This is a genomic window from Nonomuraea sp. B19D2 (assembly GCF_040137845.1).
Lineage (GTDB): Bacteria > Actinomycetota > Actinomycetes > Streptosporangiales > Streptosporangiaceae > Nonomuraea.
In genome coordinates, this window is the sequence record NZ_JBEFAK010000053.1 from 35,569 (window position 1) to 61,472 (window position 25,904).

General features: G+C 69.3%; 27 protein-coding genes and 1 pseudogene. 19 read left to right on the top strand and 9 right to left on the bottom strand.

Annotation, left to right across the window (positions count from 1 at the left end):
• Positions 1 to 83 precede the first annotated feature (83 nt).
• Both ABN273_RS50320 and ABN273_RS50325 read left to right on the top strand, forming a co-directional pair.
• Positions 84 to 1,517, top strand: coding sequence for an MFS transporter (locus ABN273_RS50320; RefSeq protein WP_349456791.1), 1,434 nt, complete (start codon positions 84 to 86; stop codon positions 1,515 to 1,517).
• Positions 1,518 to 1,618: 101 nt separating this feature from the next.
• A pseudogene (locus tag ABN273_RS50325) lies at positions 1,619 to 2,839 on the top strand (transposase).
• A gap of 488 nt (positions 2,840 to 3,327) precedes the next feature.
• Here ABN273_RS50325 and ABN273_RS50330 read toward each other — a convergent pair.
• A complete protein-coding gene (locus tag ABN273_RS50330) occupies positions 3,328 to 3,807 on the bottom strand; it encodes a winged helix-turn-helix transcriptional regulator (protein ID WP_349456792.1) in 480 nt (159 codons plus the stop codon).
• 33 nt (positions 3,808 to 3,840) lie between these two features.
• On the opposite strand from ABN273_RS50330, the gene ABN273_RS50335 reads away from it, so the two are divergent.
• Positions 3,841 to 4,350 carry a nuclear transport factor 2 family protein gene (locus ABN273_RS50335; RefSeq protein WP_349456794.1) on the top strand — a complete coding sequence of 170 codons (510 nt, stop codon included), beginning with the start codon at positions 3,841 to 3,843 and terminating at the stop codon, positions 4,348 to 4,350.
• Between the two features lie 322 nt (positions 4,351 to 4,672).
• Here ABN273_RS50335 and ABN273_RS50340 read toward each other — a convergent pair whose 3' ends face one another.
• The 3 genes from ABN273_RS50340 to ABN273_RS50350 all read right to left on the bottom strand — a co-directional run bounded on the left by ABN273_RS50340 (position 4,673) and on the right by ABN273_RS50350 (position 6,317).
• Complete coding sequence (locus tag ABN273_RS50340; RefSeq protein WP_349456795.1) at positions 4,673 to 5,020, bottom strand: DoxX family protein; 348 nt, start codon at positions 5,018 to 5,020, stop codon at positions 4,673 to 4,675.
• A 95-nt stretch (positions 5,021 to 5,115) separates the two neighbouring features.
• A complete protein-coding gene (locus ABN273_RS50345; RefSeq protein ID WP_349456823.1) occupies positions 5,116 to 6,000 on the bottom strand; it encodes an RNA polymerase sigma-70 factor in 885 nt (294 codons plus the stop codon).
• Positions 6,001 to 6,071: 71 nt separating this feature from the next.
• Positions 6,072 to 6,317, bottom strand: a complete 246-nt coding sequence (locus ABN273_RS50350; RefSeq protein ID WP_349456796.1) for a hypothetical protein — start codon at positions 6,315 to 6,317, stop codon at positions 6,072 to 6,074.
• 395 nt (positions 6,318 to 6,712) lie between these two features.
• Here ABN273_RS50350 and ABN273_RS50355 point away from each other — a divergent pair, with 395 nt between their 5' ends.
• Positions 6,713 to 6,982, top strand: a complete 270-nt coding sequence (locus tag ABN273_RS50355; protein ID WP_349456797.1) for a hypothetical protein — start codon at positions 6,713 to 6,715, stop codon at positions 6,980 to 6,982.
• 575 nt (positions 6,983 to 7,557) lie between these two features.
• On the opposite strand, the gene ABN273_RS50360 is transcribed toward ABN273_RS50355, so the two are convergent.
• Together ABN273_RS50360 and ABN273_RS50365 are read right to left on the bottom strand one after the other, a co-directional pair.
• The gene (locus tag ABN273_RS50360) at positions 7,558 to 8,997 is read right to left on the bottom strand and encodes a dihydrolipoyl dehydrogenase family protein (RefSeq protein WP_349456798.1); all 1,440 of its coding nucleotides are present in this window, start codon (positions 8,995 to 8,997) and stop codon (positions 7,558 to 7,560) included.
• Position 8,998: 1 nt separating this feature from the next.
• Complete coding sequence (locus ABN273_RS50365) at positions 8,999 to 9,559, bottom strand: hypothetical protein (RefSeq protein WP_349456799.1); 561 nt, start codon at positions 9,557 to 9,559, stop codon at positions 8,999 to 9,001.
• Positions 9,560 to 9,784: 225 nt separating this feature from the next.
• Between ABN273_RS50365 and ABN273_RS50370 the strand changes: the two genes are divergently transcribed.
• The gene (locus ABN273_RS50370) at positions 9,785 to 10,393 is read left to right on the top strand and encodes a TetR/AcrR family transcriptional regulator (protein ID WP_349456800.1); all 609 of its coding nucleotides are present in this window, start codon (positions 9,785 to 9,787) and stop codon (positions 10,391 to 10,393) included.
• Positions 10,394 to 10,517: 124 nt separating this feature from the next.
• Here ABN273_RS50370 and ABN273_RS50375 read toward each other — a convergent pair whose 3' ends face one another.
• Positions 10,518 to 11,405, bottom strand: coding sequence for a glycosyltransferase (locus ABN273_RS50375; RefSeq protein ID WP_349456801.1), 888 nt, complete (start codon positions 11,403 to 11,405; stop codon positions 10,518 to 10,520).
• Positions 11,406 to 11,503: 98 nt separating this feature from the next.
• On the opposite strand from ABN273_RS50375, the gene ABN273_RS50380 reads away from it, so the two are divergent.
• The 3 genes from ABN273_RS50380 to ABN273_RS50390 all read left to right on the top strand — a co-directional run bounded on the left by ABN273_RS50380 (position 11,504) and on the right by ABN273_RS50390 (position 13,996).
• The gene (locus tag ABN273_RS50380) at positions 11,504 to 11,965 is read left to right on the top strand and encodes a GbsR/MarR family transcriptional regulator (RefSeq protein ID WP_349456802.1); all 462 of its coding nucleotides are present in this window, start codon (positions 11,504 to 11,506) and stop codon (positions 11,963 to 11,965) included.
• A 257-nt stretch (positions 11,966 to 12,222) separates the two neighbouring features.
• Positions 12,223 to 13,224 carry an ABC transporter ATP-binding protein gene (locus ABN273_RS50385; protein ID WP_349456803.1) on the top strand — a complete coding sequence of 334 codons (1,002 nt, stop codon included), beginning with the start codon at positions 12,223 to 12,225 and terminating at the stop codon, positions 13,222 to 13,224.
• Positions 13,217 to 13,996 carry an ABC transporter permease gene (locus ABN273_RS50390; protein WP_349456804.1) on the top strand — a complete coding sequence of 260 codons (780 nt, stop codon included), beginning with the start codon at positions 13,217 to 13,219 and terminating at the stop codon, positions 13,994 to 13,996. Before ABN273_RS50385 ends, ABN273_RS50390 begins: the two co-directional genes overlap by 8 nt.
• Positions 13,997 to 14,638: 642 nt before the next feature.
• Here the strand turns inward: ABN273_RS50390 and ABN273_RS50395 are convergent.
• Positions 14,639 to 14,833 carry a hypothetical protein gene (locus ABN273_RS50395; RefSeq protein ID WP_349456805.1) on the bottom strand — a complete coding sequence of 65 codons (195 nt, stop codon included), beginning with the start codon at positions 14,831 to 14,833 and terminating at the stop codon, positions 14,639 to 14,641.
• On the opposite strand from ABN273_RS50395, the gene ABN273_RS50400 reads away from it, so the two are divergent.
• The 11 genes from ABN273_RS50400 to otnI all read left to right on the top strand — a co-directional run bounded on the left by ABN273_RS50400 (position 14,832) and on the right by otnI (position 24,581).
• The gene (locus tag ABN273_RS50400; protein WP_349456806.1) at positions 14,832 to 15,653 is read left to right on the top strand and encodes a Tn3 family transposase; all 822 of its coding nucleotides are present in this window, start codon (positions 14,832 to 14,834) and stop codon (positions 15,651 to 15,653) included. The two genes, ABN273_RS50395 and ABN273_RS50400, sit on opposite strands and share 2 nt — an antisense overlap.
• 87 nt (positions 15,654 to 15,740) lie before the next feature.
• Complete coding sequence (locus ABN273_RS50405; protein ID WP_349456807.1) at positions 15,741 to 16,058, top strand: hypothetical protein; 318 nt, start codon at positions 15,741 to 15,743, stop codon at positions 16,056 to 16,058.
• A 57-nt stretch (positions 16,059 to 16,115) separates the two neighbouring features.
• Positions 16,116 to 17,177, top strand: coding sequence for a tartrate dehydrogenase (locus ABN273_RS50410; protein WP_502911280.1), 1,062 nt, complete (start codon positions 16,116 to 16,118; stop codon positions 17,175 to 17,177).
• A gap of 184 nt (positions 17,178 to 17,361) precedes the next feature.
• Positions 17,362 to 18,501: an N-methyl-L-tryptophan oxidase gene (gene solA / locus ABN273_RS50415; RefSeq protein ID WP_349456808.1), complete on the top strand. Its 1,140-nt coding sequence runs from the start codon at positions 17,362 to 17,364 to the stop codon at positions 18,499 to 18,501.
• A 2-nt stretch (positions 18,502 to 18,503) separates the two neighbouring features.
• Positions 18,504 to 19,562: a succinylglutamate desuccinylase/aspartoacylase family protein gene (locus ABN273_RS50420; protein WP_349456809.1), complete on the top strand. Its 1,059-nt coding sequence runs from the start codon at positions 18,504 to 18,506 to the stop codon at positions 19,560 to 19,562.
• A 236-nt stretch (positions 19,563 to 19,798) separates the two neighbouring features.
• The gene (locus ABN273_RS50425) at positions 19,799 to 20,044 is read left to right on the top strand and encodes a hypothetical protein (RefSeq protein ID WP_349456810.1); all 246 of its coding nucleotides are present in this window, start codon (positions 19,799 to 19,801) and stop codon (positions 20,042 to 20,044) included.
• 23 nt (positions 20,045 to 20,067) lie between these two features.
• The gene (locus ABN273_RS50430; RefSeq protein WP_349456811.1) at positions 20,068 to 21,021 is read left to right on the top strand and encodes a succinylglutamate desuccinylase/aspartoacylase family protein; all 954 of its coding nucleotides are present in this window, start codon (positions 20,068 to 20,070) and stop codon (positions 21,019 to 21,021) included.
• A 302-nt stretch (positions 21,022 to 21,323) separates the two neighbouring features.
• A complete protein-coding gene (locus tag ABN273_RS50435; protein ID WP_502911284.1) occupies positions 21,324 to 21,686 on the top strand; it encodes a nucleotide-binding domain containing protein in 363 nt (120 codons plus the stop codon).
• Positions 21,686 to 22,549 (top strand): class II fructose-bisphosphate aldolase, encoded by an 864-nt coding sequence (locus tag ABN273_RS50440; RefSeq protein ID WP_349456813.1) that lies wholly within the window; start codon positions 21,686 to 21,688, stop codon positions 22,547 to 22,549. The genes ABN273_RS50435 and ABN273_RS50440 overlap by 1 nt, the downstream gene beginning before the upstream one ends.
• Before the next feature lie 160 nt (positions 22,550 to 22,709).
• A complete protein-coding gene (locus tag ABN273_RS50445) occupies positions 22,710 to 23,414 on the top strand; it encodes an aspartate/glutamate racemase family protein (RefSeq protein ID WP_349456814.1) in 705 nt (234 codons plus the stop codon).
• Positions 23,415 to 23,735: 321 nt separating this feature from the next.
• Positions 23,736 to 24,581 (top strand): 2-oxo-tetronate isomerase, encoded by an 846-nt coding sequence (gene otnI / locus ABN273_RS50450; protein WP_349456816.1) that lies wholly within the window; start codon positions 23,736 to 23,738, stop codon positions 24,579 to 24,581.
• A 385-nt stretch (positions 24,582 to 24,966) separates the two neighbouring features.
• On the opposite strand, the gene ABN273_RS50455 is transcribed toward otnI, so the two are convergent.
• Complete coding sequence (locus ABN273_RS50455; RefSeq protein WP_349456817.1) at positions 24,967 to 25,773, bottom strand: LysR family transcriptional regulator; 807 nt, start codon at positions 25,771 to 25,773, stop codon at positions 24,967 to 24,969.
• Positions 25,774 to 25,904 lie beyond the last annotated feature (131 nt).

Consider the following 25,904-nt stretch of genomic DNA (forward strand, 5'->3'; position numbering starts at 1 on the left):
GCCGGGCCGCGTCAGAGCACCCCGATCCCCGTCCACAAGCCCGTAGGCCGGCCCCTCCCGGCCGATAGGAGCGATCCGACGCCATGCCCCTACCCGCACCCCCCGCGGCCCTCGACGACTCCCCCGCAGCGCGCAGGCGCGAGCAGCGCGGCTGGTACCTCTACGACTGGGCCAACTCCGCCTTCTACACCACGATCATCTCGGTCTTCCTCGGCCCGTACCTCATCCCGGTCGCCAAGACCGCGGCCTGCGCCAAGGACTTCCCGACGGTCGCTTCCGACACGTGCGTGGCCGACTTCGACCAGCTGGCCGCCGCCAACCCGGGCCTGGGGTACGTCGACGTGCTGGGCGCCGACATCAGGCCGGCCGCGTTCTTCGGGCTGACGCTGACGATCGCGGTGCTGCTGCAGATCGTCGCGCTGCCCGTGGTGGGCGCGCTGGCCGATCACACCGGCCGCAAGCGGGAGCTGCTCGGCGGCTTCGCCTACGTCGGGGCGCTGGCCACGATGGGCCTGTACTTCGTCGAGGGCGACCGCTACATGCTGGGCGGGGTGCTGTTCATCCTGGCCAACCTCGCGTACGGCTCTTCGGTCGTGGTCTACGACTCGTTCCTGCCGCAGATCTCCTCCCCTGAGGAGCGCGACGGGGTGTCCTCGCGCGGCTGGGCCATCGGCTACCTCGGCGGCGGCCTGCTGCTGGCGCTCAATCTCGTGCTCTACCTGCAGCACGAGAGCCTGGGCCTGGGCGAGGGCATGGCGGTGCGCATCAGCATGATGTCCGCGGGCCTGTGGTGGGCGATCTTCACGATCATCCCGCTGCTGCGGCTGCGCAACCGGCCCGTACCCGTCCACGAGAGCACGGCGCTGCGCTCGGTCGGCGGCAGCTTCCGCCAGCTCGGCCGCACCCTGGCCGAGCTGCGCCGCTATCCGCTGACGCTGCTGTTCCTGGTGGCGTACCTGGTCTACAACGACGGCGTGCAGACGGTCATCGGCAACAGCGCCGCCTTCGCCTCCGAGGCGCTGAAGCTGGACAAGACGGTGCAGATCACCGCCATCCTCATGGTGCAGTTCGTGGCGTTCTTCGGGGCGCTGCTGCTGGGGTGGCTGGCCCGCAGCTTCGGGACCAAGCGCACCGTCCTGGCGAGCCTGGTGCTGTGGACGGCGATCGTGGTGGCGGCGATGTTCGTGGCGGAGGGGCAGGAGCTGCAGTTCTACCTGATGGCGTTCGCGATCGCGATCGTGCTGGGCGGCACTCAGGCGCTGTCGCGCTCGCTGTTCTCGCAGGTGATCCCGAAGGGGCGGGAGGCGGAGTACTTCAGCCTGCTGCAGATCAGCGACAAGGGGTCGGCGTTCATCGGCTCCCTGACGGTCACGATCGCGCTGCAGCTGACCAACAGCTACCGCATCGCCATCGTCTCCATGATCATTTTCTTCGTCATCGGCTTCGTCCTGCTGGCCCTGACCAACCTTCCCAAGGCCATCCGCGCGGCGGGCAACGAGGTCCCCGCCCGCCTCTGAGTGACACCGTTGGCGAAGTAGATCAAACAGAAGCGGCCCCGTGATCACCTCTGTGATCATGGGGCCGTTGTTGTCGTTCTTGCTCGCAGATGGAGTTGTGGGTGTCGCTGCGTTCGACTGGTTCAGATCAGATCCCGGCAGCCACCCTGATCGTAGCTCGGGCAGCCTTCCCGAAGGCCTGGCGATCCGTATCCGGGATGCGTTGGGTGTCCTGTTCGAGGACGAGACCTTCGCTGCGGCGTTCTCCAGCCACGGCCGCCCGGCGCTGTCCCCCGCTCGGCTGGCGCTGGTATCGATCCTGCAGTTCGGCGAGGGACTGTCCGACCGGCAGGCGGCCGAGGCGGTGCGAGCGCGGATCGACTGGAAGTATGCGCTCGGGTTGGAGCTGACCGACGCCGGCTTCGACTACTCGGTGCTCAGCGAGTTCCGGAATCGCTTGATCGCAGGGTCGCTTGAACAGAACCTGCTGGACACGCTCTTGGAGCGTGCCGTGACCGCCGGGCTACTTCGAGCCGGCGGTCGGCAGCGAACCGACTCCACCCACGTGCTCATGGCCATGCGCACGATGAACCGGCTGGAGCAGGTGCATGAAACGATGCGGGCCGCACTCAACGCGCTGGCCGCCGCAGCCCCAGACTGGCTGCTGGCCCAGGCCGAACCCGGATGGTTCGAGCGCTACGAGATCGGCGCCGACGGGAACGGCATCCTGCGCGCGGTGTACTCGCAGGCCGCTCCTGGCTGGCTGCGCGACATCCCCGCGATGCAGGCCTGCGCCACGTATGGATCCAGCAGTACGTCACCATCGACGATCAACTGCGCTGGCGAACCCCTGATGAGCAGCCGCCAGGCACGCTCCGCCAGATCTCGCCCTACGACGGCGACGCCCGAGCCGGAACCAAGCGCGACTCGCACTGGGACGGCTACAAGGTGCACCTCACCGAGACCTGCGACGCCGACGCCCCGCATTTGATCACTAACGTGATCACGGCGCCGTCGCCTGCCAGCGATTACGAGGCCACCAGCCTGGTTCAGGAGGCGCTGGCCTCGCGTGAGCTGACGCCGGCGGTGCATCTGGCCGACAAAGCACCGACGAATGGCAGCGGCGCCATGCCCACAGGGCAGGCGTGGAGGGCACCATCGCCCAAGGTGTCAAAGGCCTTGGCCTGCGGCGGTCCCGCTATCGCGGGACCGCCAAGACCCATCTCCAGCACATACTCATCACCGCTGCGATGAACCTCACCAGAATCGACGCCTGGCTGACCGGAGCGCCTCTGGCCCCGACCCGCACGTCGCATTTCGCCGCTCTGCGTCCAGCAGCATGACAAGAAGATGTTTTCGATCCTGGGGTTGCAGATCAATCGAAATGTTGGAGTGCACCTCTGGTGACCAGCCTGGCGCGAGTGATGCGATCTGTTGCGATATGCCCCGTCAAACGCTGGGCTCGCGGACGGCCACCTTGGAGACCTGCCTCCGACGATACGCATCAGCTGGACGACGTGTAGACCCAGGAACCCCGCTTGAGCCTCGCACATTTCCTGCATGTCACCCTCTGACACAAGGAGAACCATGAACTTAGGCGTCCCGGAACTCATCCAGCTGCTGGTGATCGGCGGCGTGGTGTTCCTCGTCGTGCGGCTGGCAACCCGCCGCCAAAAGTAGCGGCGCTCGAACAAAGAACTTCTGTACTGGCCTGCTTGGCGACGCCGTCACCAGGCACGAGCCCGCCAGTAGCCATAATGGCCCCATGATCGCTTTGGTGATCACGGGGCCGCTTCTATGTTATGTACTTCGCCAACAGTGTCCCTCTGAGTCAGGAGGGGGCCGCGAGGAGCATGGTGCCCGGGCCCTGGGCCGCGCCCGGGCCCCCCACGGCCGTCACCGTGTCGGCCGTGGCCTCCCCGCCGCAGTGCGGGCAGGTGACCACCGGGGTGAAGCGCTCGCCGCAGGAGTGCACCAGGAGCGCGGGCGGGCCGCCCGGCGGCGTGGACCAGCGATCCCCCCAGGCCATCAACGTCAGCAGCGCCGGCACGATGTCACGGCCCGCCTCGGCGAGGACGTACTCGTAACGCAACGGACGCTCCTGGTACGGCCGCTTCTCCACCACCCCGGCCGCGACCAGGTGCTCCAGCCGGCGGGTCAGCAGGTTGCGCGAGATCCCCAGGTCCTCCACCAGATCGTCGAACCTGCGCAGCCCCAGGAACAGGTCGCGCAGGATCAGCGGCGTCCACGACTCGCCGACCACGCCGACGGCCTGGGCGATGGAGCAGTGCATCTCACCGAACCTGTTCATGCACCCAGGATAGTGGGTTGATAAAGTGAACTCATGACAGTTCACATTCAGGACTCACCTGCCAGGGCCTTCCGCGAGGCCGGCGAGGCGCACGACGTCGACGCCCTCGTCGCCACGCTCGCCGACGACGTGGTCTTCCGCTCGCCACTCAGCGCCACGGCCCGTTTCGCGGGCAAGGAGCAGGTGCGGGAGCTGTTCTCGGTCGCGTTCGGCGTTCTGTCCGAGCTGCGCTACCAGAACGACATCGGCGACGATCGCCGGCGGGCCCTGACCGCGACCGCCCGGCTGGGCCGCCAGGAGATCCACGAGGCGAGCCTGGTCGAGGTGGGCGAGAACGGCCTGATCAAGGAGATCACCATGTGGATCCGCCCCCTGCCCGGACTGACGGCGATGATGGCCGCGCTCGGCCCCGGCCTCGCCCGGGCCACCGGCAAGCCGGGCCTTCCCTGGCTGGTGGGCGCCGCCGTCAAGCCGCTGGCGGCGATGACCCGCCTCGGCGACAGGACCCTGGTCCCCCTCCTGACCCGCCGACGCCCTCGCTAGCCCCGGTACAGGCGCCGTCAACACCGGTCTTCGGGACCATCGTCATGACGGGATTATGACTGGCCCCGAGGAGACTCACGCCGAGGGCCCCCACGAATAGCGCACAAACGAGATCACCTGCGAACGCCGGGAAGGGGGACGTTCATCGCGACAACCGCGGGGATCATGTCGGCGGGAAGTATCACCGGATCGGCGTTGGCGAGCAGGGGGCGACCATGAGAGAGACCACCACGATGCCCGGCAGCGCCGCCGTCTTCCGCTGAACGTCGATCGCCCGGCGATCTACGCCGGCGCCGTCGAAGCATGCCTCCGCTCGGCAGACTCAGCGGCACGTCAGGTTGACGGCCAGGGCGGCCACCGCCGCGCAGAAGAAGAGGGTCCAGGGGGCGAAGTGGCGGTCCCTGGCCCGCAGGTGTGCTGCGAACGCGCCGAGGAAGTACAGCACGAGGCCGCTGGCGGCGAGCGTGCCCAGGATGGGTACGGCGATTCCGGCCAGCAACCCCAGCGCCCCGGTGGCCAGCAGCACCCCCAACGGGCGCATCCAGGACCGGGGCACGCCCAACGTGTCCGCCTGGCTCTTCGGGTAGTCGTGGCCGATGAGGTTGGCGATGGCTGCCATGCCGTTGAGCGTCGCAGCAAGGAGCGTGATCGTGAGATAGACGGCAAACATCGAGGTTTTCCCTTTCCATGAGAACGATCGACTGGTTGATCGCCTCACGGACGAGACGGCTGCCCAAGGAGTGACGGATCAGCGTGTGATCTGTGTTACAGCGCGACGCCGGTCAGCTTCTCCGGATTGCTGACCACGTGGATCAGCTCGATCGTCCCCTTCACCAGGTGGAAGGTGACCGCCAGCACCGGTGTGCGCCCCGAGTGGATGATGATCCCCGGGCCGTCGTTGACCTGGAATACCTGCGCCCGCGAGCCGTGCGGCCGGTGCGCCGACAGGATGAAGACGGCGCGGGCCACACGCTCGCGGCCGTGGATGGCCGTGCGAGGGGCGCGGGTGAATCCGCCACCGTCGCTCACCATGGTCACATCCGGCGCCAAAACCTCCATCAGGGCCTTCAGGTCGCCGCCGAGACAAGCCGCCAGAAACCGCTCGGTGGCCTGCCGCCTGGTCGCCTGATCGGTGTCATAGCGGCGGTGCCGCGTCTCCACCGCCTTCCTGGCGCGGAGCGCTATCTGGCGCACCGTCGCATGTTTGCGCCCGACGAAGTGCGCTATCTCGTGGTGGCCGTATCCGAAGGCCTCGCTGAGCACGAATACCGCGCGTTCCACCGGGGAGAGCGTCTCGAGCACCAGCAGCATCGCGGTCGACACCGACTCCTTGAGCAGCACGTTCTGCGCGGCATCCGGATCAGTCAGAATCGGCTCGGGCAGCCACGATCCCACATAGGACTCCCGCCGCACACGCGCGCTGCGCAGCCGGTCGATCGCCAGCCGGGTGGCCACCCGGACCAGATAGCCTTCGGCGTCCGCAACGGTCGCCACATCGACGCGGCTCCAGCGCAACCACGTGTCCTGCACCACGTCTTCGGCTTCGGTGACGCTGCCGAGCACCCGGTAGGCCACAGCGTGCAGCAGACTGCGGTGCTCGGCGAACGCCCGCTCGATTGCCGGCTGGTGTACCTCTGGGCGGTCGTGCATCACAGTCCTTCCTGTGCCGCGCCCTCATCTGGACGTCTTGGAGCCGGCCGTCGGCGAGTTCTTACCAGCGGTCATGTGCTGCGTCTGCCCGGCCGATCGCCCGGGCGGCCGAGTTCATCATCGCCCGTGTCGCGGCGTCGTGCAGCAACAGCAGTGGGGCGTAGTAGAGCGTGCGGTGCCAGCCCTTGGTACACGTAACCGCGGCCGTCACGTGTACCAAGGGCTGGCGTGACGCCGACCGTGACGGCGAAGCGCAGGTGCCGGTAATCGGTGTCGATGACCGGCACGCCGTAGATCATCCGGCTGACCTCCGGCATCGCCGGATCTCCGGGCGGGAGTCGCAGCGCTCTCGCGGCGAGCTCACGCACCGCGAACAACCCTTGACCCATGCCGGAAGAGCGGGGATAGAGAAGATCTCCCGCGCCCACCCGGGCAGGGCTACTCGCTGCGTGTCACCGCCCTGCTGACACCCCACCACACCATGCTGGAGCAGTGCGCCGCTCTCACCGGGGACGGCTCACATCGGCCGGGCGCACGGCGTACCGGGTGTATGCAGACCGGATCGCCACGGCCACGCGGACACCCTGGCCTGACGTCGGGCAGCCGCTTCCGCAAAGGTGGGTCCGTCGCAGAGATTACTGAGAGTTACCTTTCCTCCGGTGACGTCAACCCGAGCGGTGCTTCATATCCGATACACATCAGTATCGGGAGCGTGATCTCGGCGAATCCGCGACTGTCCGGGTTCGACCCCGCGGTGTCCTATATCAGGGTCGAGGTCGGGGGTTGCCCCACACCGGCTCATGCCGGACGTACGGGCTCCCTGGTCGTGGTCGGCTTCGCTTGTACGTTCATCCCAGATGGGAGCAACAACAACGGTGCCGAGATGCTGCTGGGCTGCTTGACCGCCTTCGTGCTCTTCATGGCCTCGCTCGGCCTCATCGTCTGCGCCGCCATGTTCGAGACGGGCTCGGCGGACAGATAGCAGCCCGCCAGGGGAGCGTCGTTCGATCGTCCGGCCCGGCCGCTCGTACCGGCCCCAGGTGCCGGCCAGCGTCTGGGGCTGGCGCCCCGGCGTAGTCGACCACCTCGCCGGGGAACTCCGACCGGCCGCGCAAGACCTGTGCGATGCGCCGCCAAACCGTGCGTCGGCCTGTCTTCCAGGGTGTCGCCGTCGGACGACGGGCCGGCGGGTGCGAACGAAAAGTCGCGCTAGTGAGCTGGACGGGAGCGGCTTGGCGTGACATTCCGTTCCGGCTCCGTCTGGACGATGCCGACGTCCCGGTGTTCAGCTTTCCCGGCGGATCCTCACCGCGAAGACCCCTCGGTTCGCATCGAATGCGGCGTCCTGCCGACCGTCCAGTGCGGGCGAGCCAGTGTGATCGGGTGCCGATTCTGAGGCCCCGAAAGGTGGCAAACCCAAGTACATCGAGGTCAAGCAATACGAGGCGACCGACGGCGGTCCGCTCTACTGAGTGCCCGCGTCACAGCCTGACGGGTCGCCATGATCATGCGGTTTCGGTTGAGCAGCCGCGACAGGAACAGCACGCGGCCCGGCGGTCAGCGGCCGTACGCCTCCAGCAGCCGCAGCCACACCTCGCTGACCGTGGGGAACGACGGAACCGCGTGCCACAGCCGGTCCAGCGGAACCTCGCCGACGACCGCGATCGTCGCGGCGTGCAGCAGTTCTGCGACATCCGGACCCACGAGCGTGAAGCCGACAATCACTTTCCTGTCCTCGTCGACGACCATGCGGGCGTGCCCCCGGTATCCGTCGGCATGCAGGGCGGATCCGGCCACCGCGCCCAGGTCGTAATCGACCACGCGGATCCGTATCCCGGCGGCCTCGGCAGCGGCCGCGGTCGGCCCTACCGACGCGATCTCCGGTTCGGCGAAGACCACCTGGGGCACCGCGCGCTCGTCGGCCGTGACCACGTGCCGGCCCCAGCGGCCGTCCTCGACCTCTTCGCCCTTCGCCCGCGCCACGATGACGTCGCCGACCGCGCGGGCCTGGTATTTGCCCTGGTGGGTCAGCAGCACTCGCCGGTTGACGTCACCGGCGGCGTACAGCCATCCGTCACCGATCGGCGTTCCGTCCTCCCCGACCACGCGCAGCGTGTCGTCCACCGTGAGCCAGGCGCCCGGCGTCAGGCCGACTGCGCCGAGACCGATGTCCTGGGTGTTCGGTGTCCGGCCGATCGCCACCAGAACCTCGTCGGCCTCGACCTGCTCGTCGTCGGTCATCGTGATGTGCACTGTTCCGGCCTGGTCGCGGTGCACCGATGCGGCTTCCGCGCCGGGGCGTACCGACACGCCGGCCTCCCGCAACGACTCGGTGACCCGCTCGCCGGCGAACGGCTCGGCCTGCGGCAGCACACCGTCACGGGCCAGCATCGTCACCGAGGAGCCCAGGGCGGCGAAGGCGGTGGCCATCTCCGACGCCACCACGCCACCACCGATGATCGCGAGCCGGCGGGGGACCGTGCTTGCGGCGGCCGCCTCCCGGCTGGTCCACGGCGCGGCGTCGCGCAAACCGGGAACGTCCGGCAGCAGCGCGCCGCTTCCGGTCGCGATGACCACCGCATGCCGGGCCGTCAAGGTGATCGGGACGCCGTCGTCGCCGGTCACCTCGACCACGTTGGCGGACACGATCCGGCCCTGACCACGGTGCAGAGTGATCCCGGCCGAATCGAGCCAGCCGACCTGACCGTCATCCTTCCAGCGCGAGGCGAAGGAATCCCGGCGGTCCAGCACCGCGGCCGCGTCGAGACCGCCGGTCACCGCCTCGCGCGCTCCCGGCATCTGACGCGCCGCCCGCAACGCCGCCGCGCTGCGCAGCAATGCCTTGGTCGGCATGCAGGCCCAGTAGGAGCATTCCCCACCGACGAGCTCGCGCTCGACGACAGCGGCGCTCAGCCCACCCCGCACCACCCGGTCGGCGACGTTCTCCCCGACCGGGCCGGCCCCGATGACGACGACGTCGTAAGTGCTGCCGTCCATGTCAGTTTCCCTTCGCGGCGCGGCCGAGGCGGATGGCCGAGATGAGGAAGAAGATGCCGCCGGGGATGGCGTAGCCGGCCGCGTTGATCAGCGTCGGGTTGGCCGCGGAGGCACCGAGGATGAACGACGCGCCGGCGAGGACGGAGATGCCGCCGCTGATGATCATCGGCCACTGGCCGCCCATCTTGCGGCGGGTGACCCCCACGATCAGCTGGACCAGCCCGGCCACGACCGCCCAAGCGCCCCACACGCGCAGCACCGCCGGGATACCGGACGTGCAGGCGATGGCCACGCCGATGGCGATGATCAGGCTGACCGCGATGTTCACGTACAGCAGGGCAGGTGATCCGGTGGTGCGCGAGGCGCGGGCGTCGATGATGGCGGCGGCCACGTCGAACAGCGGGTAGAGCACGAGCAGAGTGACCGCGAGCGGACCCAGGTTCGCGGCGGTCGTGAACATCACGAGTGCCCAGACGATGGCGAACGCGAACCGGACGAAGTACAGCCGCCGCAGCGCGGACGCGGTCCCGGAAATGCCGGGCGAAGCAGCGATGGAGCTCATGGTGATCCTTTCAGAGTTTGAGTGACGAGGAGACTGCCTTGCTCGTTCCGGGAAGGCACTCCCGGCGCACGGGCGCTGCTGACTGCCATGCTCGCGGCAGATGCTCGATCGGAATCCGGGCCGGCTTCACGAAGGATCTGCAAGACAGAACGTTCTATCTCGCATAGCCTGCAATCTACAGTGCAAACTGTCAAGACCGAACGTTCTACCTACTAAGGTGGTCTCATGCGCAGCGAATCCGAAGGCCGGCCGTCCGAAGCGCGGTCCCGGCTGCTCAACACGGCCACCCGGCTCTTCTACGCGGAGGGCATCCACGCCGTCGGCATCGATCGCATCGTCGCCGAAGCGCAGGTGACACGGGCCACCCTCTACCGGCACTTCCCCGGCAAGGAAGACCTCGTCCTCGCCTACCTGAACGAGGTCGACCGAGCCATGCTGGGTCAGGCGGACGAGGCCATCGCCGCCGGCCTACCGGCCGCCGACACCATCCTCGCCCTCAGCAAGTCCATCGCCCAAAGCATCCAGTCCCCCGGCTTCCGGGGATGCGCCTTCCTCAACGCTGCCGCCGAGCATCCCGACCCGGAGTCCCCAGTGCACAAGGCCGTGCTCGCCCACCGCCAATGGTTCCTGGAAACCGTCACGGAACTGCTGGCCAAGATCCAGGAGACCGGCGCCGAGTCCGCCGCCCGCCACTTCGTGATGATGCGCGACGGCGCCATGGCCGCCGGCTGCCTGTTCGACCCGGTGCTGATCTGCGAGACCTTCCTGCACGGAGTCGAGAGGCTCCTGCAGGTTTATGCCGCCACCGACTACAGCAGACCGGCGGGCGCCTGAAGCCGCAGGCCTCCGCTCTGGAATGCAGCGGTCGAGCCCTTGCCGGCCCCGCTCCTTGTCGATGGCGCTCTCGGCTCTGCCGATCAGCTCGGTGGTCATCAGCAGATCCAGCAGGTCTAGGCAGTCATCGAGCGACTTGCCCTCCAGATAGACGACCGTGGCCAGCAACGTCGCCAGCTGACAGGACGGGCCGTGCCGGCGCAACGGGGTCGCCGTAGCGGTCATCCCGTACCGGGCCAGATCCACCATCCGCCGATGCGGCACCCCCGGCGGCAGCTCCATCGCCCCCAGACCGACGCTGAGGATCTCCCCAGCCCGCTCCAACGCCCTTTCCATGTTCCGGCCCGAGGGCACCGACGTGCCCTTGCGCCACCGCTCCAGATCCGAGGCCCGCGCCCCCTCCGGCACCTCCAGGGTCGTCGGCGATGCCGCCGAACGAGCGCAGCATCAGCTTGATCGGCAGATAGGAGGCCTGGTTCAGCGCCTTGGGCAGCGGCAGCGGCAGCATCGGGTTGCGGAACGCGGCCGTCGGCACCCAGACGGGCTGGAGTACGGCCGGCACCGCAGGCACGCCGAGTCTCTCGGCCAAATGCTGGGCTGGGATGCCGGGTGCGTGCACGACCAGGTCGGCCCCATGCTCGGCAACGGTGGCCATGTCGTCGAACACGGCGGCCATGAGCGGTTTGCTGCGGCGCATCACCTGCAGGGCGATCTTCGTGCCGCGCAGGCCGCGGTAGTTGGTCTCGATGGCCTGCCGGATGTCCGGGTCATCGATGAGCGTGTTCGGCCCGTCGTGCAGCGGGGCGAAGGCGATGCCGTGCGGGTCGGCGAGACCGGCCATCGCGGCCGGAGCGCCCAGGACCGGCTCATGGCCGGCCCGCTTGAGCGCCAACGCGAGGGCGGCGTACGGCTGCACGTCGCCGCGGGTGCCGTGGGTGAGGACGAGGACCTTGATCGGCGTTCCTTGTCCAGAGGGGACGTCTTCGCTCGCCGACCAGACTTCCCGGCACACCGTCGACCCGTGACAGGCCGAATATGAGCAATATAGCTAAAGTTCGGAAATTTCTGAAGGCTTCGATGTCCGGCTATCCTGTTCGATGGAGGTGGCAGGTGAGCGAGAAGGAGCGGTGGCAGGCCGCGGAACGGCTGGCGCTGGTGCTGACCGAGGGCGGGCTGCAGCGCATGTCGGCGCGGGCCCTGGCGGTATTCCTGTTCACCGACGCCGAGACGGTCACCATGGGCGACATCGCCGACCGCCTCGGCGTCAGCGCGGGCTCGGTGTCCGGCGCGGTCAAGGCGCTGCTGTCGGTCGGCCTGATCGAACGCCTGCCCGCGCCGGGCAGCCGCCGCGAGCACTACCGGCTGCGCGACGACGCCTGGTCCACCCTGTTCTCCACCCAGAACACGGTGGTCCGCGTCATGTTGCAGGCCGCCGAGACCGGGATCGCCACCACCGCCTCCGGCGACCCGGCCCACGAACGGCTGACGCGGATGCGCGACTTCTATGAGTTCCTGCTGGGTGAACTGCCCGGCCTGCTACGCCGCTGGCAAGAGCAGCACTCACCCCGCTGAGCATGCCACTCACCCACACCGACACCCGATCGATCGCCGGTGACCAGGCCCGCGCTACGTCATCGAGGACCGCGGTGCAAGAGGGGCGCGAAGCGCCCTGTCCGGCACAAGCCGACAGGGATAGTCTGGTCACCAGGTGAGCCGGGAAGCCTGGTCGGCGCGTCCACTCCACGTCGAGACAAGGCGGTGCCCATGCGCCCCCGAAACCCGCTCACTCAGGACCTGCTGGCGCCCCGGCTGAGCATGCGTCCCCTGCTATGACCGCGCCTCTGATCCGCGAGGCGGCGACGCCGGTGATCGAGATCGTCCACCTCAGCAAGCGCTATCGCGACGTGGCGGCCGTCGACGACGTCACCCTGCGCGTGGAACAGGGGCAGATCTACGCCCTGCTGGGCCTCAACGGCGCCGGCAAGACCACCCTGATCCGCATGCTGCTGGGCATGATCGCCCCCACCGCCGGGACGGTGCACGTGCTGGGCACCGACGTGTCGGCCGGCGACCGCTCCCCCTGGGCCCGGACCGGCTACCTGGTGGAGGCCGCCACCGCCTACCCCGAACTGACCGTCCGCGAGAACCTCGAAGTGGTCCGCCGGCTGCGCCGCCTGCCCGGCACCGCCGACGACATCATCGAACGGCTGACACTGGCCCCGTACGCCGACCGCCGCGCCCGCGCGCTCTCGCTGGGCAACCTGCAGCGCCTGGCCCTGGCCAAGGCCCTCATCCACGCCCCCGGCCTGCTCATCCTCGACGAACCGGTCAACGGCCTGGACCCTGCCGGCGTCGCCGAGATCCGCGGCCTGCTCGCCGACCTGGCCCACCGGCACGGCACCACCGTACTGATGTCCAGCCACCTGCTGGCCGAGGTCGCCCGCCTGGCCACCCGCATCGCCATCCTCCACCACGGCCGCCTCATCGGCGAGCACGACGCCAACCACCTCGACCAGAACCGCAGCCGCCACCTGCGCCTGACCACTCGCGACGACCACGCCGCCGCGGTGGTGCTGCGCGCGCACGGCTACCACCCCGCACCCGCCGCGCCGGCCGGGCTGCTGCTCACCGACTCCCGCGCCCTCGCCCGGCCGGACCAGGTCGCCACCGTGCTCGTGCACGGCGGAGCACCGCCCACCGAACTGCACCTGGAGGAAGAAGACCTGGAAACCTACTTCCTGCGCACGATCGGACAAGCCGCACCCGCCACCCAGCCCGACCTCGCCGAAGGGCCTGGCCAGTTCGCCGAGGAGGGGCGGCGGGATGCGTGAGGCGTGGTGGGCCGAACTACTCAAGGTGCGGCGCAGCCGCCTGCCCTGGATCACCGCGCTGGCCTTCACCGTCGCCGCGCTGGTGTGCGGCATGTTCATGTTCATTCTCGCCGATCCCGCCCGTGCCCGGGCATTGGGGCTGCTCGGCGGCAAGGCCCAACTGTCGGGCGCCAGCGCCGACTGGCCCGGCTATCTCGCCCTGCTCTCCCAGGCTGTCGCGGTGGGCGGGCTGGGCGTCTACGGGGTGATCGCCATCTGGCTGTTCGGCCGCGAGTTCAGCGACCACACCGCCACCGACCTGCTCGCCCTGCCCACCTCCCGCACCGCCGTCGTGGTCGCCAAATTCACCGTCGCCGCCCTCTGGGCGCTGCTGCTGGCCCTCCTGCTGGCCGGGCTCGGACTGCTCATCGGAGCCCTGCTCGCCCTGCCCGCCTGGTCGGTCCCGGCCGCCACGGCAGGTGTCGGGCGCATCCTGGTCGCGGCCGCGCTCGCAGCGCTGACCACCACACCGCTGGCCCTGGCCGCCAGCATCGGCCGCGGCTACCTGGCCGCCGTCGGCGTCCTGTTCGGCATCATCTTCACCTCTCAGGTCATCGCCGCCCTCGGCTACGGGGCCGTTTTCCCCTGGTCAGTGCCCGGCTTGTACGCCGGCATCGCCGGGGCGGGCCAGGACCCGCCGGGCCCGCTAGGCCTGCTGCTGGTGACGGCCACCGCAGCCGCCGGCGCCGCGGCGACCGCCGCCTGGTGGAACCGAGCCGACCACAACCGATGACCCGTCCCCGGGTCATCCGCCCGAAACGGCCGCACCACCGCCGAGCGCCAGCCGCTTGCCTACGTCCGGCCGCACCTCCCCATACGGCAGCACGTGCTGTCAGCCCGCGCCGATCCACCGACGTGCGCAGATCGGACCATTCCTGATCAGCGAAAACGTCTTGAAGCATGAGGGTGTAGATGTAGACCAAGGCCGCCTGCAAGATCCGAAGACATAGCACGGGAGAATTCAGTGCGCAAGACTGCTGCCTGCCCGCCCCATCCATCTGCGCGTCTACGCTCGGCCGTCCGCGCGAACCTCGATCTGGGCGTCCACGTCTCCACGGAGGCGCTCCCGGTGATCGTAAGGGTGGGGTAATCATCGTCGGTCTCATCGTCGGAGGGGTGATGGCCTACCTCGGCACGGACGCGACGTTCTTCACCACCCATTTCAAGATCAAGTTTTGCTGAGGTCAGTTTCTGATCGCTGGCGTTCGGGGACGGCGCGTCGCCCAGCTCCGGCGCCTGTCCCGAAAGCCGTCCTGAAATTCAAGCGCAGACTCAAGATCTTTGGGACTGGTGTCGGTTTCCGAAGTCGTCTGCGCTGTTGTCCGAACTCCCGAGCGCGGGTGGGCTCCTCGGTCCCCCGCTGCCCGAGCGGCCGCTACGGGAGACGCCAGCCCAACTCGACGAACTGGCTCACCCAGGTTCTGAACCGATCGTCATCCTGCTTTCGCCCCGCCCAGAGCACGTCCAGGTCCTCCGGTGGCCCAAGCCCGAAGTTCTGGTCCAACCAAGCGAGGAACTCATGGCGGCCTTCGCTGTGCTCCTCGACGCTTTCAATCGAACGCGGGTCCATGGTGGTGCACTCCCAGACCCTGCGCGCCTCGGCCTCGGAGGTGCACGCGATGATCGAGGGCGCGGTCCGGCACGGCACCACCATGAATGTCGAGGGCAACTATGTCGACTCCCACGGCCAGACCGAAATCGGGTTCGGCGTGACCCGGCTCTTGGGGTTCGACCTGCTGCCGCGCATCAAGCGCATCAACAAGGTCAAGCTGTACCGGGTGGAGAGCGGTGAGAGCGACCTACACCCGCGGTTGACGCCGGCGATGACCCGGCCGATCAAGTGGGAGGTGATCGAGCAGAACTACGACCAGATGATCAAATACGCCACCGCGATCAAGCAGGGCACCGCCTCCACCGAGGCCATCTTGCGCCGCTTCACCGAGTCCGCCTCCCACCCGACCTACCAGGCCATGCTGGAGGTCGGCCGCGCGCAGAAAACCATCTTCGTGGCCCGCTACCTGCGCCTGCGCGAGCTGCAGCGGGAGATCCAGGAAGGGCTCAACGTGGTGGAGTCCTCCAACGGCGCAAACTCGGTGATCTTCTACGGCAAGGGCGGCGACATCTCCACCAACCGGCGCGAGGAACTGGAGATGAGCGTGTTGTGCCTGCGCATCCTGCAGGCCGCGCTCGTGTACATCAACACCTTGATGCTGCAAGACGTCCTCGCCGAACCGGAGTGGGCCAAACTGCTCAACCCCTCCGACCGGCGCGGGCTGACTCCGCTGTTCTGGCAGCACGTCCAGCCCTACGGCGAGGTACGGCTGGACGTCGCCAAGCGTCTGCCGTTGGGCGGTGGCTCGGGCGCTTTGCAGCCGGGGGGACCGGAGTAGTTCACGATTGTGTCGTTGTCCGATGCGCGCGAACCGGCAGGCCGTTGAGCAGCTCGACGACGACGTCCTGTCGCGGGCTGGCGCACGATGAGCCCGAAGCAGCGGGGCACGGCCGGGCGGCCCTATGTGGACGACCTGCGCGAGCACGGTGTCGAGTTCACTGGCGCGGCCAAGACGGAACATCGGGTGTCGGTGCTGCCGATGGTGCTGGAGGGGATGGGGCCGGCGGTAGTGAACTCCTGGCGGCGGACGGCGGAGCGGGCGGGCGCCCTGGTGCTCAGTCTGGAACCGAACGCCGCTGCGCATCGCGCTGATCAGCCGCCGCGGCCCGCTGTCCCCGGCGGTGATGGCCTTTTGTACGGAGCACTGACGGAACCGCGGGTGCCTTATAAGGCTCCCTTATAAGGCACATCGGGATTGTGTCTTGGACGCGCTGCCCGTGCCGCTGCTGCAATCGGTTGTATGACGATCCAGAACCACCGCGTCGCCCTCATCCCCGGTGACGGCATCGGGACCGAGGTCCTGCCGCCCGCCCGGCGAGTCCTGGACGCCGTCGGCCGCCGCCACGGAATCGGCTTCTCCTACACCTCCTACGACTGGTCCTGCGAGCGCTACGTGCGCGAGGGCTCGATGATGCCCGAGGACGGCCTGGACCGGCTGCGCGAGGCGGACGCGATCCTGTTGGGCGCCGTCGGCTACCCGGGGGTGCCGGACCACGTCTCGCTGTGGGGGTTGCTGATCCCGATCCGCCGCACCTTCCGCCAGTACGTCAACCTGCGGCCGATCCGGGTCTTCGAGGGCGTGGACAGCCCGCTGCGCAGCGCCGCCGCGGGCGAGGTCGATCTTGTCGTGGTGCGGGAGAACGTCGAGGGCGAGTACAGCGAGATCGGCGGACGGCTGAACCAGGGCACGCGCGAGGAACTGGCCGTCCAGGAAGCGGTGTTCACCCGGGTAGGGGTCACTCGGATCGCCGACTACGCGTTCTCGCTCGCCGCCCGCCGCCGCGGCAAGCTCACCTCCGCCACCAAGTCCAACGGCATCATCCACACCATGCCGTTCTGGGACGAGATGATCGCCGAGCGGGCCGCCGCGCACCCCGGTGTCACCTGGGACCAGGAGCACATCGACGCGCTGGCCGCGAAGTTCGTCCTCGACCCCGCCCGCTTCGACGTGGTCGTCGCCTCCAACCTCTTCGGCGACATCCTCAGCGACCTCGCCGCCGCGGTGGCCGGCTCGATCGGCATCGCCCCGTCCGCGAACCTCAACCCCGAGCGGACGTACCCGTCGATGTTCGAGCCGGTGCACGGCTCCGCGCCCGACATCGCCGGCCAGAACATCGCCAACCCACTGGGCGCGATCGGCTCGGCGGCCCTGATGCTGGACCACCTCGGCCACCCCGAGGCCGCCCGGGACATCAACAACGCCATCACCGCCGTCCTGGCCAAGTCGGATGTGCGAACCCGCGACCTGGGCGGTACGGCGACGACCGACGAGTTCACCGAGAAGCTGCTGGAACTTCTCTGACCGTCCCTGCCCTTCGAAAACCGCAGCCGCATACACCGCCGTACCGGTATCCCGAGCCGGAAGACAACGGGCGGCTGTGAGCCGTGGGCCCCTCAGGGCCCGGCTCCCGCCCGAACCACCTCGAATCGAACAGCCTCACGTCGAGGGCACAGCACGCGCCCCGGCGATACGAAAGGAAAGTCCTGTGTCAGCTGAGAGGAAGCGCGTCGCCGTCGTCGGCGTCGGAACGATGGGCAGCCAGGCCGCCTGGCGGCTGGCGGCCCGCGGAGCCGAGGTCGTCGGATACGACCGGTTCGCCCCCGGCCACGACCGCAGTGCCGCCGGCGGTGAGACCCGGATCTTCCGCAGCGCGCACTTCGAGGACTCCCGCTACGTCCCGCTCCTCAAGCACGCCGACGCCCTGTGGGAGCAGCTCCAGCAGGAGACTGGCCGTGAGCTGCGCCGTCTGACCGGGTGCCTGCTGATGGGGCGAACCGCGCACCACCAGATGGCCACCGTCCTGCAGTCCATCACCGAGCACGACCTCGACCACGAGGTGCTGGACGCGGAGTCCCTGGCGAAACGCTTCCCGCAGTACCGCCTTGAGGACGGCGACGCCGCCGTGCTCGACCGCCGCGCCGGCTTCATCCGCCCGGAGCTGACCATCCAGACCGCCGCCCGCCGCGCGGAGGAGCTGGGCGCAGTGATCCACCGCTACACCACGGTCCGCGAGATCGTGCCCGTCGCGAACGGTGTCGAGATCCGCACCGACGTCGGCAGCGAGCGCTTCGACACCGCCGTCGTCACCGTCGGACCCTGGGTCAACGACCTGCTGCCCGACCTGCCGTGGGAAGTGGAAGTCCGCCGCGTCGTCAGCGCCTGGTACGTGCCGACCGCCCCCGACGCCTGGTTCGGCGAGGAGCGCCCGGCCTTCATCCGCACGGCACCCACCCACTGGTACGGCCTGCCCTCCCCGGACGGCGTCTCGGTCAAGCTCGGCCTGAACCGCGTGCTGCACCGGCTCGTCGGCGACCCGAACCAGCTGGACCGGACTGTGCAGCCGGAGGAGCTGGAGATCTTCAGCGAGTTGATCGGCCGGTACATGCCTGACCTGCACCCGGACCCGACCCGTCTGTCCGCCTACATGGAGGGCTACACCGAAAGTTCCCGCCCGCTGGTCGGTCCGCTGCCCGGCGCCGAGAACGTCGTCCTCCTCTCGGGATTCTCCGGCCACGGCTTCAAGCTCTCGCCCGCCTTCGGCGACATCGCGGCCGACCTGGCGCTGGACGGCGCCTCGTCCCAGCCCATCGACTTCATCTCCACCGTCGGCCGTACGGAGGCATGACCATGGACGACACCACCCTCTCCGTCGGCCCTCTGGAGGCCCGGCCCGGCACGAAGGTGCGCGGCAGCGTCCGCGCCGACCTGGGCACACTCACCGTCGACCTCCCGCTGACCCTCGTCAATGGCTCCCGCCCGGGCCCCCGGGTCGTCATCACCGCCGGGATGCACGGCGGCGAATTCACCCCCATCGACGCCGTCGTGCGCCTGACGACCCAGCTGGAAGCCGCTGAGGTGCGCGGGCAGGTCGTCATCTGTCCGGTCGCCAACCCTCCCGCCGTGTACCAGGGGCGGCTCAACGTCTCGCCGGTGGACGGCGTGAACATCAACCGCGTCTTCCCCGGCGACCCGGACGGCAGCCCGACCGAGCGGCTGGCCGCCTGGCTGTTCGCCCATCTGGTCGACGGCGCCGACGTCTACATCGACCTGCACTGCGCCGGTATCGACCAGGTCCTGCGGGACTTCGTCGGCTACCGCCTCACCGGTGAGGAGGACCTCGACAAGGCGACCGCCGAACTGGCCGGGTCCTTCGGTATCGAGGACGTCATCCTCGGGCTGACGCCCGAGGGCGGCAACAGTCACGCGGCCGCCGCCCGCCGGGGCATCTCGGCGGTCCTCGTCGAGGTGGGCCAGCTCGGCCAGCGGGACGAGGCCACCGCCCTCCGCCGCGTCGACGGCCTGCTGAAGGCACTGCGCCACCTGGGCGTCCTCGACCAGGACAGCTCCGCCCCGGCGCCGATCCAGGAATGGGTCTGGTCCGCAGGCGTCACCGCCGAGGCCACCGGCCTGTGGTACCCGGAGTTCTCCTTCGACGCCCATGTCATCGGCGAAGTGGCGGAGGGCGACGTTCTGGGCCGCATCGTCGACCCGGTCGACGGCCAGGAGCACACGGTGCACGCCCCGGCTGGCGGGCGGATCTTCTACGGCATGCACGGCCTCACCGTCGTCCCCGGTGCCGAACTGGCCGCCCTGGCCGTCCCGTGGGACTCCGACACGACTCCCGCCACCCTCCACATCCCCGGCGTGGGCAGCACCGTACCTGACGAGGCCGATCCCCGCCCCTAGACAACCCCCACCCCAGCCGCCCCCAACCACGTCCCTCTGCCGCTCCCCTTACCCCGGCCGGTACTACCAGGAGGCACACGACGAAAGATGCCGGATCGCCATCACCCTGTGCAACCTGGATTTCACGGAGTGGATAGTGGCCTGGACAACGTCCGCGGCCTCCAGGGCGACCTGGCGAAGCGCATGGCGGGCCTTACGGACCTGCCCATCGTCGGCGAGGTCCGCGGCACCGTGGGTTGTTCTACTCGTGCGAACTCGTCGGCAACCTCGACGACGGCTGGTTCAGCGGCACCGCCCGCACGGAACTGATCGTCGACCTGATCCCGCGCCGGCTGCGCGAGGCCGGCCTACCGGCCCGCGTCCACAACCGCTCCGCGCCGCTGGTCCAGATCGCGTTCCCGCTGATCAGCGACCGCGCCGTCTTCGACCGTATCGCCGACATCCTCGCGGGCACGCTCGCCGAGGCATCGGCCCGCCTGTGAACCACACTATGGAAAGGAACAACATGTACTCCATCGGTCCGCTGACCGTCGCCCCGGGCGAGCGCGCTCAGGGCCTTATCCCGGTCGGCACCAGCAGCTACGGCGTGGAGCTCGGCATCCCGCTGATCGTCGTCAACGGCGCCCAGGACGGCCCGGTCCTGTGTGTGGACGCGGGCGTGCACGGCGACGAGTACGACGGCCAGGAGGCCGTCCGGCGCGTGCTCGCCGACATCGACCCGGCCACACTGCGCGGCACGCTCGTCGGCATCCCCTGCATGAACACCCCGGCCTTCGAGGCCGCCGCCCGCGCCAGCGGCATCGACCACCTCAACCTCAACCGCATCTTCCCGGGCGACGCGGAGGGCTCGTACTCGCAGCGGCTGGCCGCCACCTTCGTCGAGCAGGTCGTCCCCGCCGTGGACGCCGTGGTCGACCTGCACACCGGCGGCGCCTACGGCGAGATCGCCCCGCTGGTCATCCTCCAGGGCGGCTACGAGGACCTGGCGACGGATCTCGCCCTCGCGGCCGGGCACGAGCTGGTCTGGAAGGGCGGCAAGTGGGGCGGCACCGTCCGCCACCCCGCTCTGGCGGCCGGCAAGCCCGCCATCACCGTCGAGGCCGGCGGCGGCACCTACCGCGAGGAGACGGTCGCCCAGCACGTGCGCTCGGTCCGCAACATCCTGCGCAGCCTCGGGATGATCGACGGCGAGGCGGAGCTGCGGGACACCTACACGACCGTCTCGGGCACGTTTGCCCGCTCCGCCGCCGGCGGCTTCTTCGTCACTCACGCCGAGCCGGAGGAGACCTGCAAGGAAGGCGACCTGATCGCGACCATCAGCGACCACTACGGCAACACGCTGGAAGAGGTCCGTGCGCCGCAGGAGGGCATCGTGCTCTGGGTGCGCCGGATCCGTACGGTCCGCCCGGGCGAGGAGGTCGTCATCTTCGGCGAGGTGCAGGGAGAGATCCGGTCATGACCAGCGAACTGCAGGTGACCGAGCTGCTCATCGGCGGAAAGCAGGTCCCCGCCGCCGACGGTCGCTCTCCGTCCCGAGGTCGTCGCGGGACCCGGTCAAGCCCTGGTGCGACGTGATCAAGCGCGACCTCGGCTGACGTTCCCATCAACTACTCGTAACAGGCCAGGAATTCGCCATGTCTCTACCCCTCCATGCCCAGACGCGGCCCGTCCCCGAGACCGCAGTGCTGGAAGGGCTGCCTCCAGTCCGCGAGGTGAGCGCCGCGGAAGTGGCCGCCCGCATATCCGGCGGCCGCCGGCGCGCTGGACTCGGCGGACGCCGTGATCCGCACCTCTCGCGTGCTGGTGACGGGTGCCAACGCGGACGACAGTCTGGCGATCTCCCGCCGGGTCTCCGCCGCGCTCGTGGAAGCCGTGCGCCAGGTCAACGCCACCCGGCAGCCCGCTTTCGTCGTCGCAAAGGGCGGTAGCACCTCCAGCAACACCGCCACCCATGGCCTGGAGATCCGCCGTGCCTGGGCCCGGGGCACGCTGCTGCCCGGCATCGTCTCGCTCTGGGAGCCCGCGGACGGCCCCGCCGCCGGCATCCCCTACGTCGTCTTCGCCGGGAACGTCGGGGGCACCGACGCCCTCGCCGACGCCCTCGACCTGCTGAGGAGGGCCTGATGCTGCTGCACGGAACTGATGCCCTGAAGGAGGCGGCGGCCGCCGGTCACGCCCTGCCCGGGTTCGTCGCCTACAACCTGGAGACGGTCCAGGGCATCACGGCCGCCGCCGAGGCCGCTGGACGGCCGGTCCTCATCCAGGCGGGCTCCAGCCCCTTCAAGCACGCCGGGCGCGACGCCCTGATGCGGCTGGCGCTGGACGCGGCCGGACACTCCGCCGCCCGCCTCGGTATGCACCTCGATCACAGCCGGGTCCTGGACGAGATCACCGCGTGCCTGGAAGCGGGCTACACCTCCGTCATGGTCGACGGCTCCCACCTGCCGTTCGCCGAGAACATCGCACTGACGAAGGAGGCGGTCCGCCGGGCCCGCGACCACGGTGCCTGGGTAGAGGCCGAGCTCGGTGCCCTGCCGGGCGACGAGGACCTCTCCACCGACGCCGTCGCGCAGACCGCGGCGATGACCGATCCGCAGGAAGCGGCCGAATTCGTGGCCGCGACGGGCGTGGACGCACTCGCCGTCGCCGTCGGCAACGTCCACGGCTTCACCAAGCACCCTGTCCGCCTGGACCTGGAGCGGCTGGCCGCGATCCACGAGGCCGTACCGGTCCCGCTCGTCCTGCACGGCGCCAGCGGTCTGCCCGTCGAGGAACTGCACGGCGCCCTCGCCCAAGGCGTCGCCAAGGTCAACGTCAACGCCGAACTGCGCCGCGCCTACCTGGAGGCCGTCCGCGTGACCCTCCCGTCCGCGTCGCCCGGCTCCGACGTCGTCTCCCTGTGGGCGGCGGGCCGCGACGCGGTCCGGGACGCCGCCCTGGAGGTCATCGGCCGCCTGAGCCCCCGCGCCGAGGGGGGAAACGCGTGACCTGAACTCAGCCCCGCTGACCCGAGCCGCACCACACCGACGGACAAGACCGTCGTACGCCCCCCGGCCGTGCGCATTGCGCGCGGTTCGCACCGCTCTGTCTCGCGCTCTCGTGCCCTCCTCGGCACGCGGGCCGATGCCGGACCCTGTTGGAGCCACAATGTCCACCACTGCCTCGATCGCCGTGTTGCACACCAGCCTGCTGTTCGTCAACGTCGAGCCGGTCATCAACGACTGCCTCGCGGAACTCGCGCCGGACGCCAAGGTCCTGCACTTCGTCGACAGCGACGTGCTCGCAACCGTGATGCGCGACGGTGAGATCTCACCTGCCAGCACGCAGCGCATGGTGCACCTGGCCCAGGCCGCGGAATCCGCGGGGGCCGACGTCATCTTCTCCGCCTGCTCCTCGCTCGGTCCGGCCATCGACGTGGCCCGACGCCTGGTCTCCGTCCCAATCGTCAAGATTGATGACGCGATGACCGCGTCAGCGGTCGAGACCGCGGACGCCATCGGCGTCCTGGCGACGGTCCCCACGACGCTGCCGCCGACCCGTGCCCTCGTCGAGGAGAAGGCGCGGGCGGCCGGTCGCGACATCACCGTCCAGGAGCGGCTCTGCGAGGGCGCCTTCTCGGTGCTGATGTCCGGTGACCGCGACCGCCACGACGCGATGGTGCTGGACGGGGCACGGGCGCTGGCCACGGAGGTCGACGCGATCGTGCTGGCCCAAGCATCCATGGCACGGCTGGCTCCCGCGATCGCCGAAGCCGTCGGCAAGCCCGTGCTCTCCAGCCCGCGCAGCGGAGCGGAGGACGCGGTGCGTGTGCTGCACGAGCAGACGGCTGAGGGCCTAAGGCGGACCTCATGACCGAGGAGAGTAGGAGGTGTCGCTGCCGGTGGAAGCGACCCTGCATCAGTTCACAAAGATGCGTCAGGACAGGCCCGGCGCCTGCATCAGGCGGGCCACGGCGTCGTCCCTATCCTCGACGAGCAGGCGGTCGACCGTTTCGAGCCGCCCCTGGCGTTCAGCAGGTTTCCCCGACCGCACTCCTGCGCGCCGCTGTTCTGGTCGCTCCCCACCGCGTTCCTGGGCGGCACCGCCGCGGCAGCCAGCCTCGCCATGATCAACCAAGAAGCACGTCGTCAACCGCTGACGCTGGCCGTCCCCGGCCGGAACACAGGAGCCAGCATGCCGAGGTTCGCGGCGAACCTGTCCATGATGTACAACGAGCACGATTTCCTCGACCGCTTCGCCGCGGCCTCGGCTGACGGCCTCCAGGCCGTCGAGTACCTCTTCCCCTACGCGTACGACGCCGCCGAGCTGCGCCGCCGGCTCGACGACCATGGCCTCAAGCAGGTGCTCTTCAACGCGCCTCCCGAAGCGTGGGAGTCCGGAGAGCGCGGGATGGCTGCACTGCCCGGACGCGAAGCGGAGGTGCGTTCCGGGGTGGACCGGGCGCTGGATTACGCGGCGGCGCTGGGCTGCCCGCGGGTGCACCTGATGGCCGGGCTGGTCGAACCGGACGCGACACCGGTCGAGTGGGCCAAGCACCGAGACACCTACCTGACCAACCTGGCCTGGGCCGCGGAACGGGCCGCCGCAGCGGGCGTCGACATCCTGATCGAGCCGATCAACAGCCGCGACATGCCCGAATACTTCCTCAGCGCCCAGGCCGAGGCCCACGCCGTGGTGCAGGAGGTAGCAGCCTCCAATCTCCAGGTGCAGCTCGACCTCTACCACTGCCAGATCGTCGAGGGCGACCTCACCGCGACCCTGCGCCGCGACCTGCCGACCGGCCGGGTCGGTCATCTGCAGATCGCGGGCGTGCCCGACCGCAACGAGCCCGACCGGGGTGAGCTCAACGTCCGACACCTGCTCGACGTGGTCGACGAGCTGGGCTTCGACGGGTGGATCGGCTGCGAGTACAACCCCCGCGCCGGCACGAGCGAAGGTCTCCGCTGGCTGAACGACTACCAGAGCCACCGAGGGTGGTCGCGGAGGTCAGGCGGCCGCCGCGCTGGGAGCCGAGCGTGAAGGCGTAGTCCAGCACGCGCATGACGCCAGCCCGGTGAACACGGCCTCCCGTACGGCGATCTCGTCCGGCAAACCGCTGTTGAGCCGGCCTCCGACCTCGCTGTACTCGCCTTCCACGTCTCGCGCACGACGACGAAATCGACCTTGCCGGCCGCGCGCCGTGCCCCAGCCTGTCGATGCCTTCGGCGACGCGGATGGGCCGGAGGTCGACGTACTGGTGGAAGCTGCGCCGGATCGGGATCAGCAGCCCCACAGCGAGGCATGGTCGGGCACCCCCGGGTAGTCCACCGCCCCCAGCAGGATCGCATCCTTGTCGCGCAGCTGGTCGATCCCGTCGGCGAGGCGTCCAAGACGCGGTGTGGATCTGCCTTATCGGCCATGCCTGTCAGCTGTCGGCGGCCGAGGTGGCGGTCGTGACGAACGCGGCGGCTGCAGGCGACAGGCTGCCGCGGCGGCTGACGAGGGCGATGTCCAAGGTAGCCTTCGGTTCGATGTCCAGAACGCGGGCGCCCAGCCGCCGGGCGACGTCCCGCCAGGAATCCGTGACTACCGCGAGCCCGACCCCGGCCAGTACCAGGGGCATGAGCGACACGCGGTGCTCGGTCTCGGCGGCGACGGTGAACTCAATGCCCTGTTCCCGCAGCGCGTCGACGTAGGCGCGCATCCCGGTACCCGGCTGCCCGACGATCAGCCGCTGTCCCGCAAGCTCCTGGCACTCCACCGCCGTCCGATCAGCGAACGGGCCATCGGCCGGCACCATCAGCACAAAACGCTGCCGCCCCAGCGCATGTGAGGCGACCTCCTTGTCGGAGACCGGACCGGCGGACGCCAAAAGTCCCAACTCCACGGCACCCGTGCGTACCATGTCGATCACATCACGCGAGGTGAACGCCGCTTTGATGGCCACCGAGACGCCGGGATACCGGTTGCTGAAGGCACTCACCAAGGTCGTCAGCGGCTCCACCGCCTGCGACGGCATGGATGCCACATCCAGGCGCCCCTCACGCAGCTCATGCACCGCCGCGACACTCGCCCGCGCCGTCTCCAGACTCCGCACGGCCTCCCGGGCAGGATCGATCAGGGCCCTTCCGGCCTCCGTCAGGAGTGCCCTACGCCCGATGCGATGGAACAGCTCGGAGCCGAGATCACGCTCCAGTGCCCGCACGGCCTGCGAGAGCGACGGCTGCGACACGTACTGAGCTGCCCCGGGTTGGTTGGAGGCTCCCAAGACTGGAAGGCTGGGAGTCGTGCCCGCACCGAGGAAGTACCCCCAAGAGCTGCGTGAACGCGCCATCAAGATGGTGTTCGACCTGCGTGAGGAGA

Excerpts from the sequence above, each read along its gene's own strand:
- ABN273_RS50320 (WP_349456791.1), top strand. The coding sequence starts at position 84 with ATGCCCCTACCCGCACCCCCCGCGGCCCTCGACGACTCCCCCGCAGCG.
- ABN273_RS50330 (WP_349456792.1), bottom strand. The coding sequence starts at position 3,807 with ATGAACAGGTTCGGTGAGATGCACTGCTCCATCGCCCAGGCCGTCGGC.
- ABN273_RS50335 (WP_349456794.1), top strand. The coding sequence starts at position 3,841 with ATGACAGTTCACATTCAGGACTCACCTGCCAGGGCCTTCCGCGAGGCC.
- ABN273_RS50340 (WP_349456795.1), bottom strand. The coding sequence starts at position 5,020 with ATGTTTGCCGTCTATCTCACGATCACGCTCCTTGCTGCGACGCTCAAC.
- ABN273_RS50345 (WP_349456823.1), bottom strand. The coding sequence starts at position 6,000 with ATGCACGACCGCCCAGAGGTACACCAGCCGGCAATCGAGCGGGCGTTC.
- ABN273_RS50350 (WP_349456796.1), bottom strand. The coding sequence starts at position 6,317 with ATGCCGGAGGTCAGCCGGATGATCTACGGCGTGCCGGTCATCGACACC.
- ABN273_RS50360 (WP_349456798.1), bottom strand. The coding sequence starts at position 8,997 with ATGGACGGCAGCACTTACGACGTCGTCGTCATCGGGGCCGGCCCGGTC.
- ABN273_RS50365 (WP_349456799.1), bottom strand. The coding sequence starts at position 9,559 with ATGAGCTCCATCGCTGCTTCGCCCGGCATTTCCGGGACCGCGTCCGCG.
- ABN273_RS50370 (WP_349456800.1), top strand. The coding sequence starts at position 9,785 with ATGCGCAGCGAATCCGAAGGCCGGCCGTCCGAAGCGCGGTCCCGGCTG.
- ABN273_RS50385 (WP_349456803.1), top strand. The coding sequence starts at position 12,223 with ATGACCGCGCCTCTGATCCGCGAGGCGGCGACGCCGGTGATCGAGATC.
- ABN273_RS50390 (WP_349456804.1), top strand. The coding sequence starts at position 13,217 with ATGCGTGAGGCGTGGTGGGCCGAACTACTCAAGGTGCGGCGCAGCCGC.
- ABN273_RS50400 (WP_349456806.1), top strand. The coding sequence starts at position 14,832 with ATGGTGGTGCACTCCCAGACCCTGCGCGCCTCGGCCTCGGAGGTGCAC.
- ABN273_RS50395 (WP_349456805.1), bottom strand. The coding sequence starts at position 14,833 with ATGGACCCGCGTTCGATTGAAAGCGTCGAGGAGCACAGCGAAGGCCGC.
- ABN273_RS50405 (WP_349456807.1), top strand. The coding sequence starts at position 15,741 with ATGAGCCCGAAGCAGCGGGGCACGGCCGGGCGGCCCTATGTGGACGAC.
- ABN273_RS50410 (WP_502911280.1), top strand. The coding sequence starts at position 16,116 with ATGACGATCCAGAACCACCGCGTCGCCCTCATCCCCGGTGACGGCATC.
- ABN273_RS50420 (WP_349456809.1), top strand. The coding sequence starts at position 18,504 with ATGGACGACACCACCCTCTCCGTCGGCCCTCTGGAGGCCCGGCCCGGC.
- ABN273_RS50430 (WP_349456811.1), top strand. The coding sequence starts at position 20,068 with ATGTACTCCATCGGTCCGCTGACCGTCGCCCCGGGCGAGCGCGCTCAG.
- ABN273_RS50440 (WP_349456813.1), top strand. The coding sequence starts at position 21,686 with ATGCTGCTGCACGGAACTGATGCCCTGAAGGAGGCGGCGGCCGCCGGT.
- ABN273_RS50445 (WP_349456814.1), top strand. The coding sequence starts at position 22,710 with ATGTCCACCACTGCCTCGATCGCCGTGTTGCACACCAGCCTGCTGTTC.
- otnI (WP_349456816.1), top strand. The coding sequence starts at position 23,736 with ATGCCGAGGTTCGCGGCGAACCTGTCCATGATGTACAACGAGCACGAT.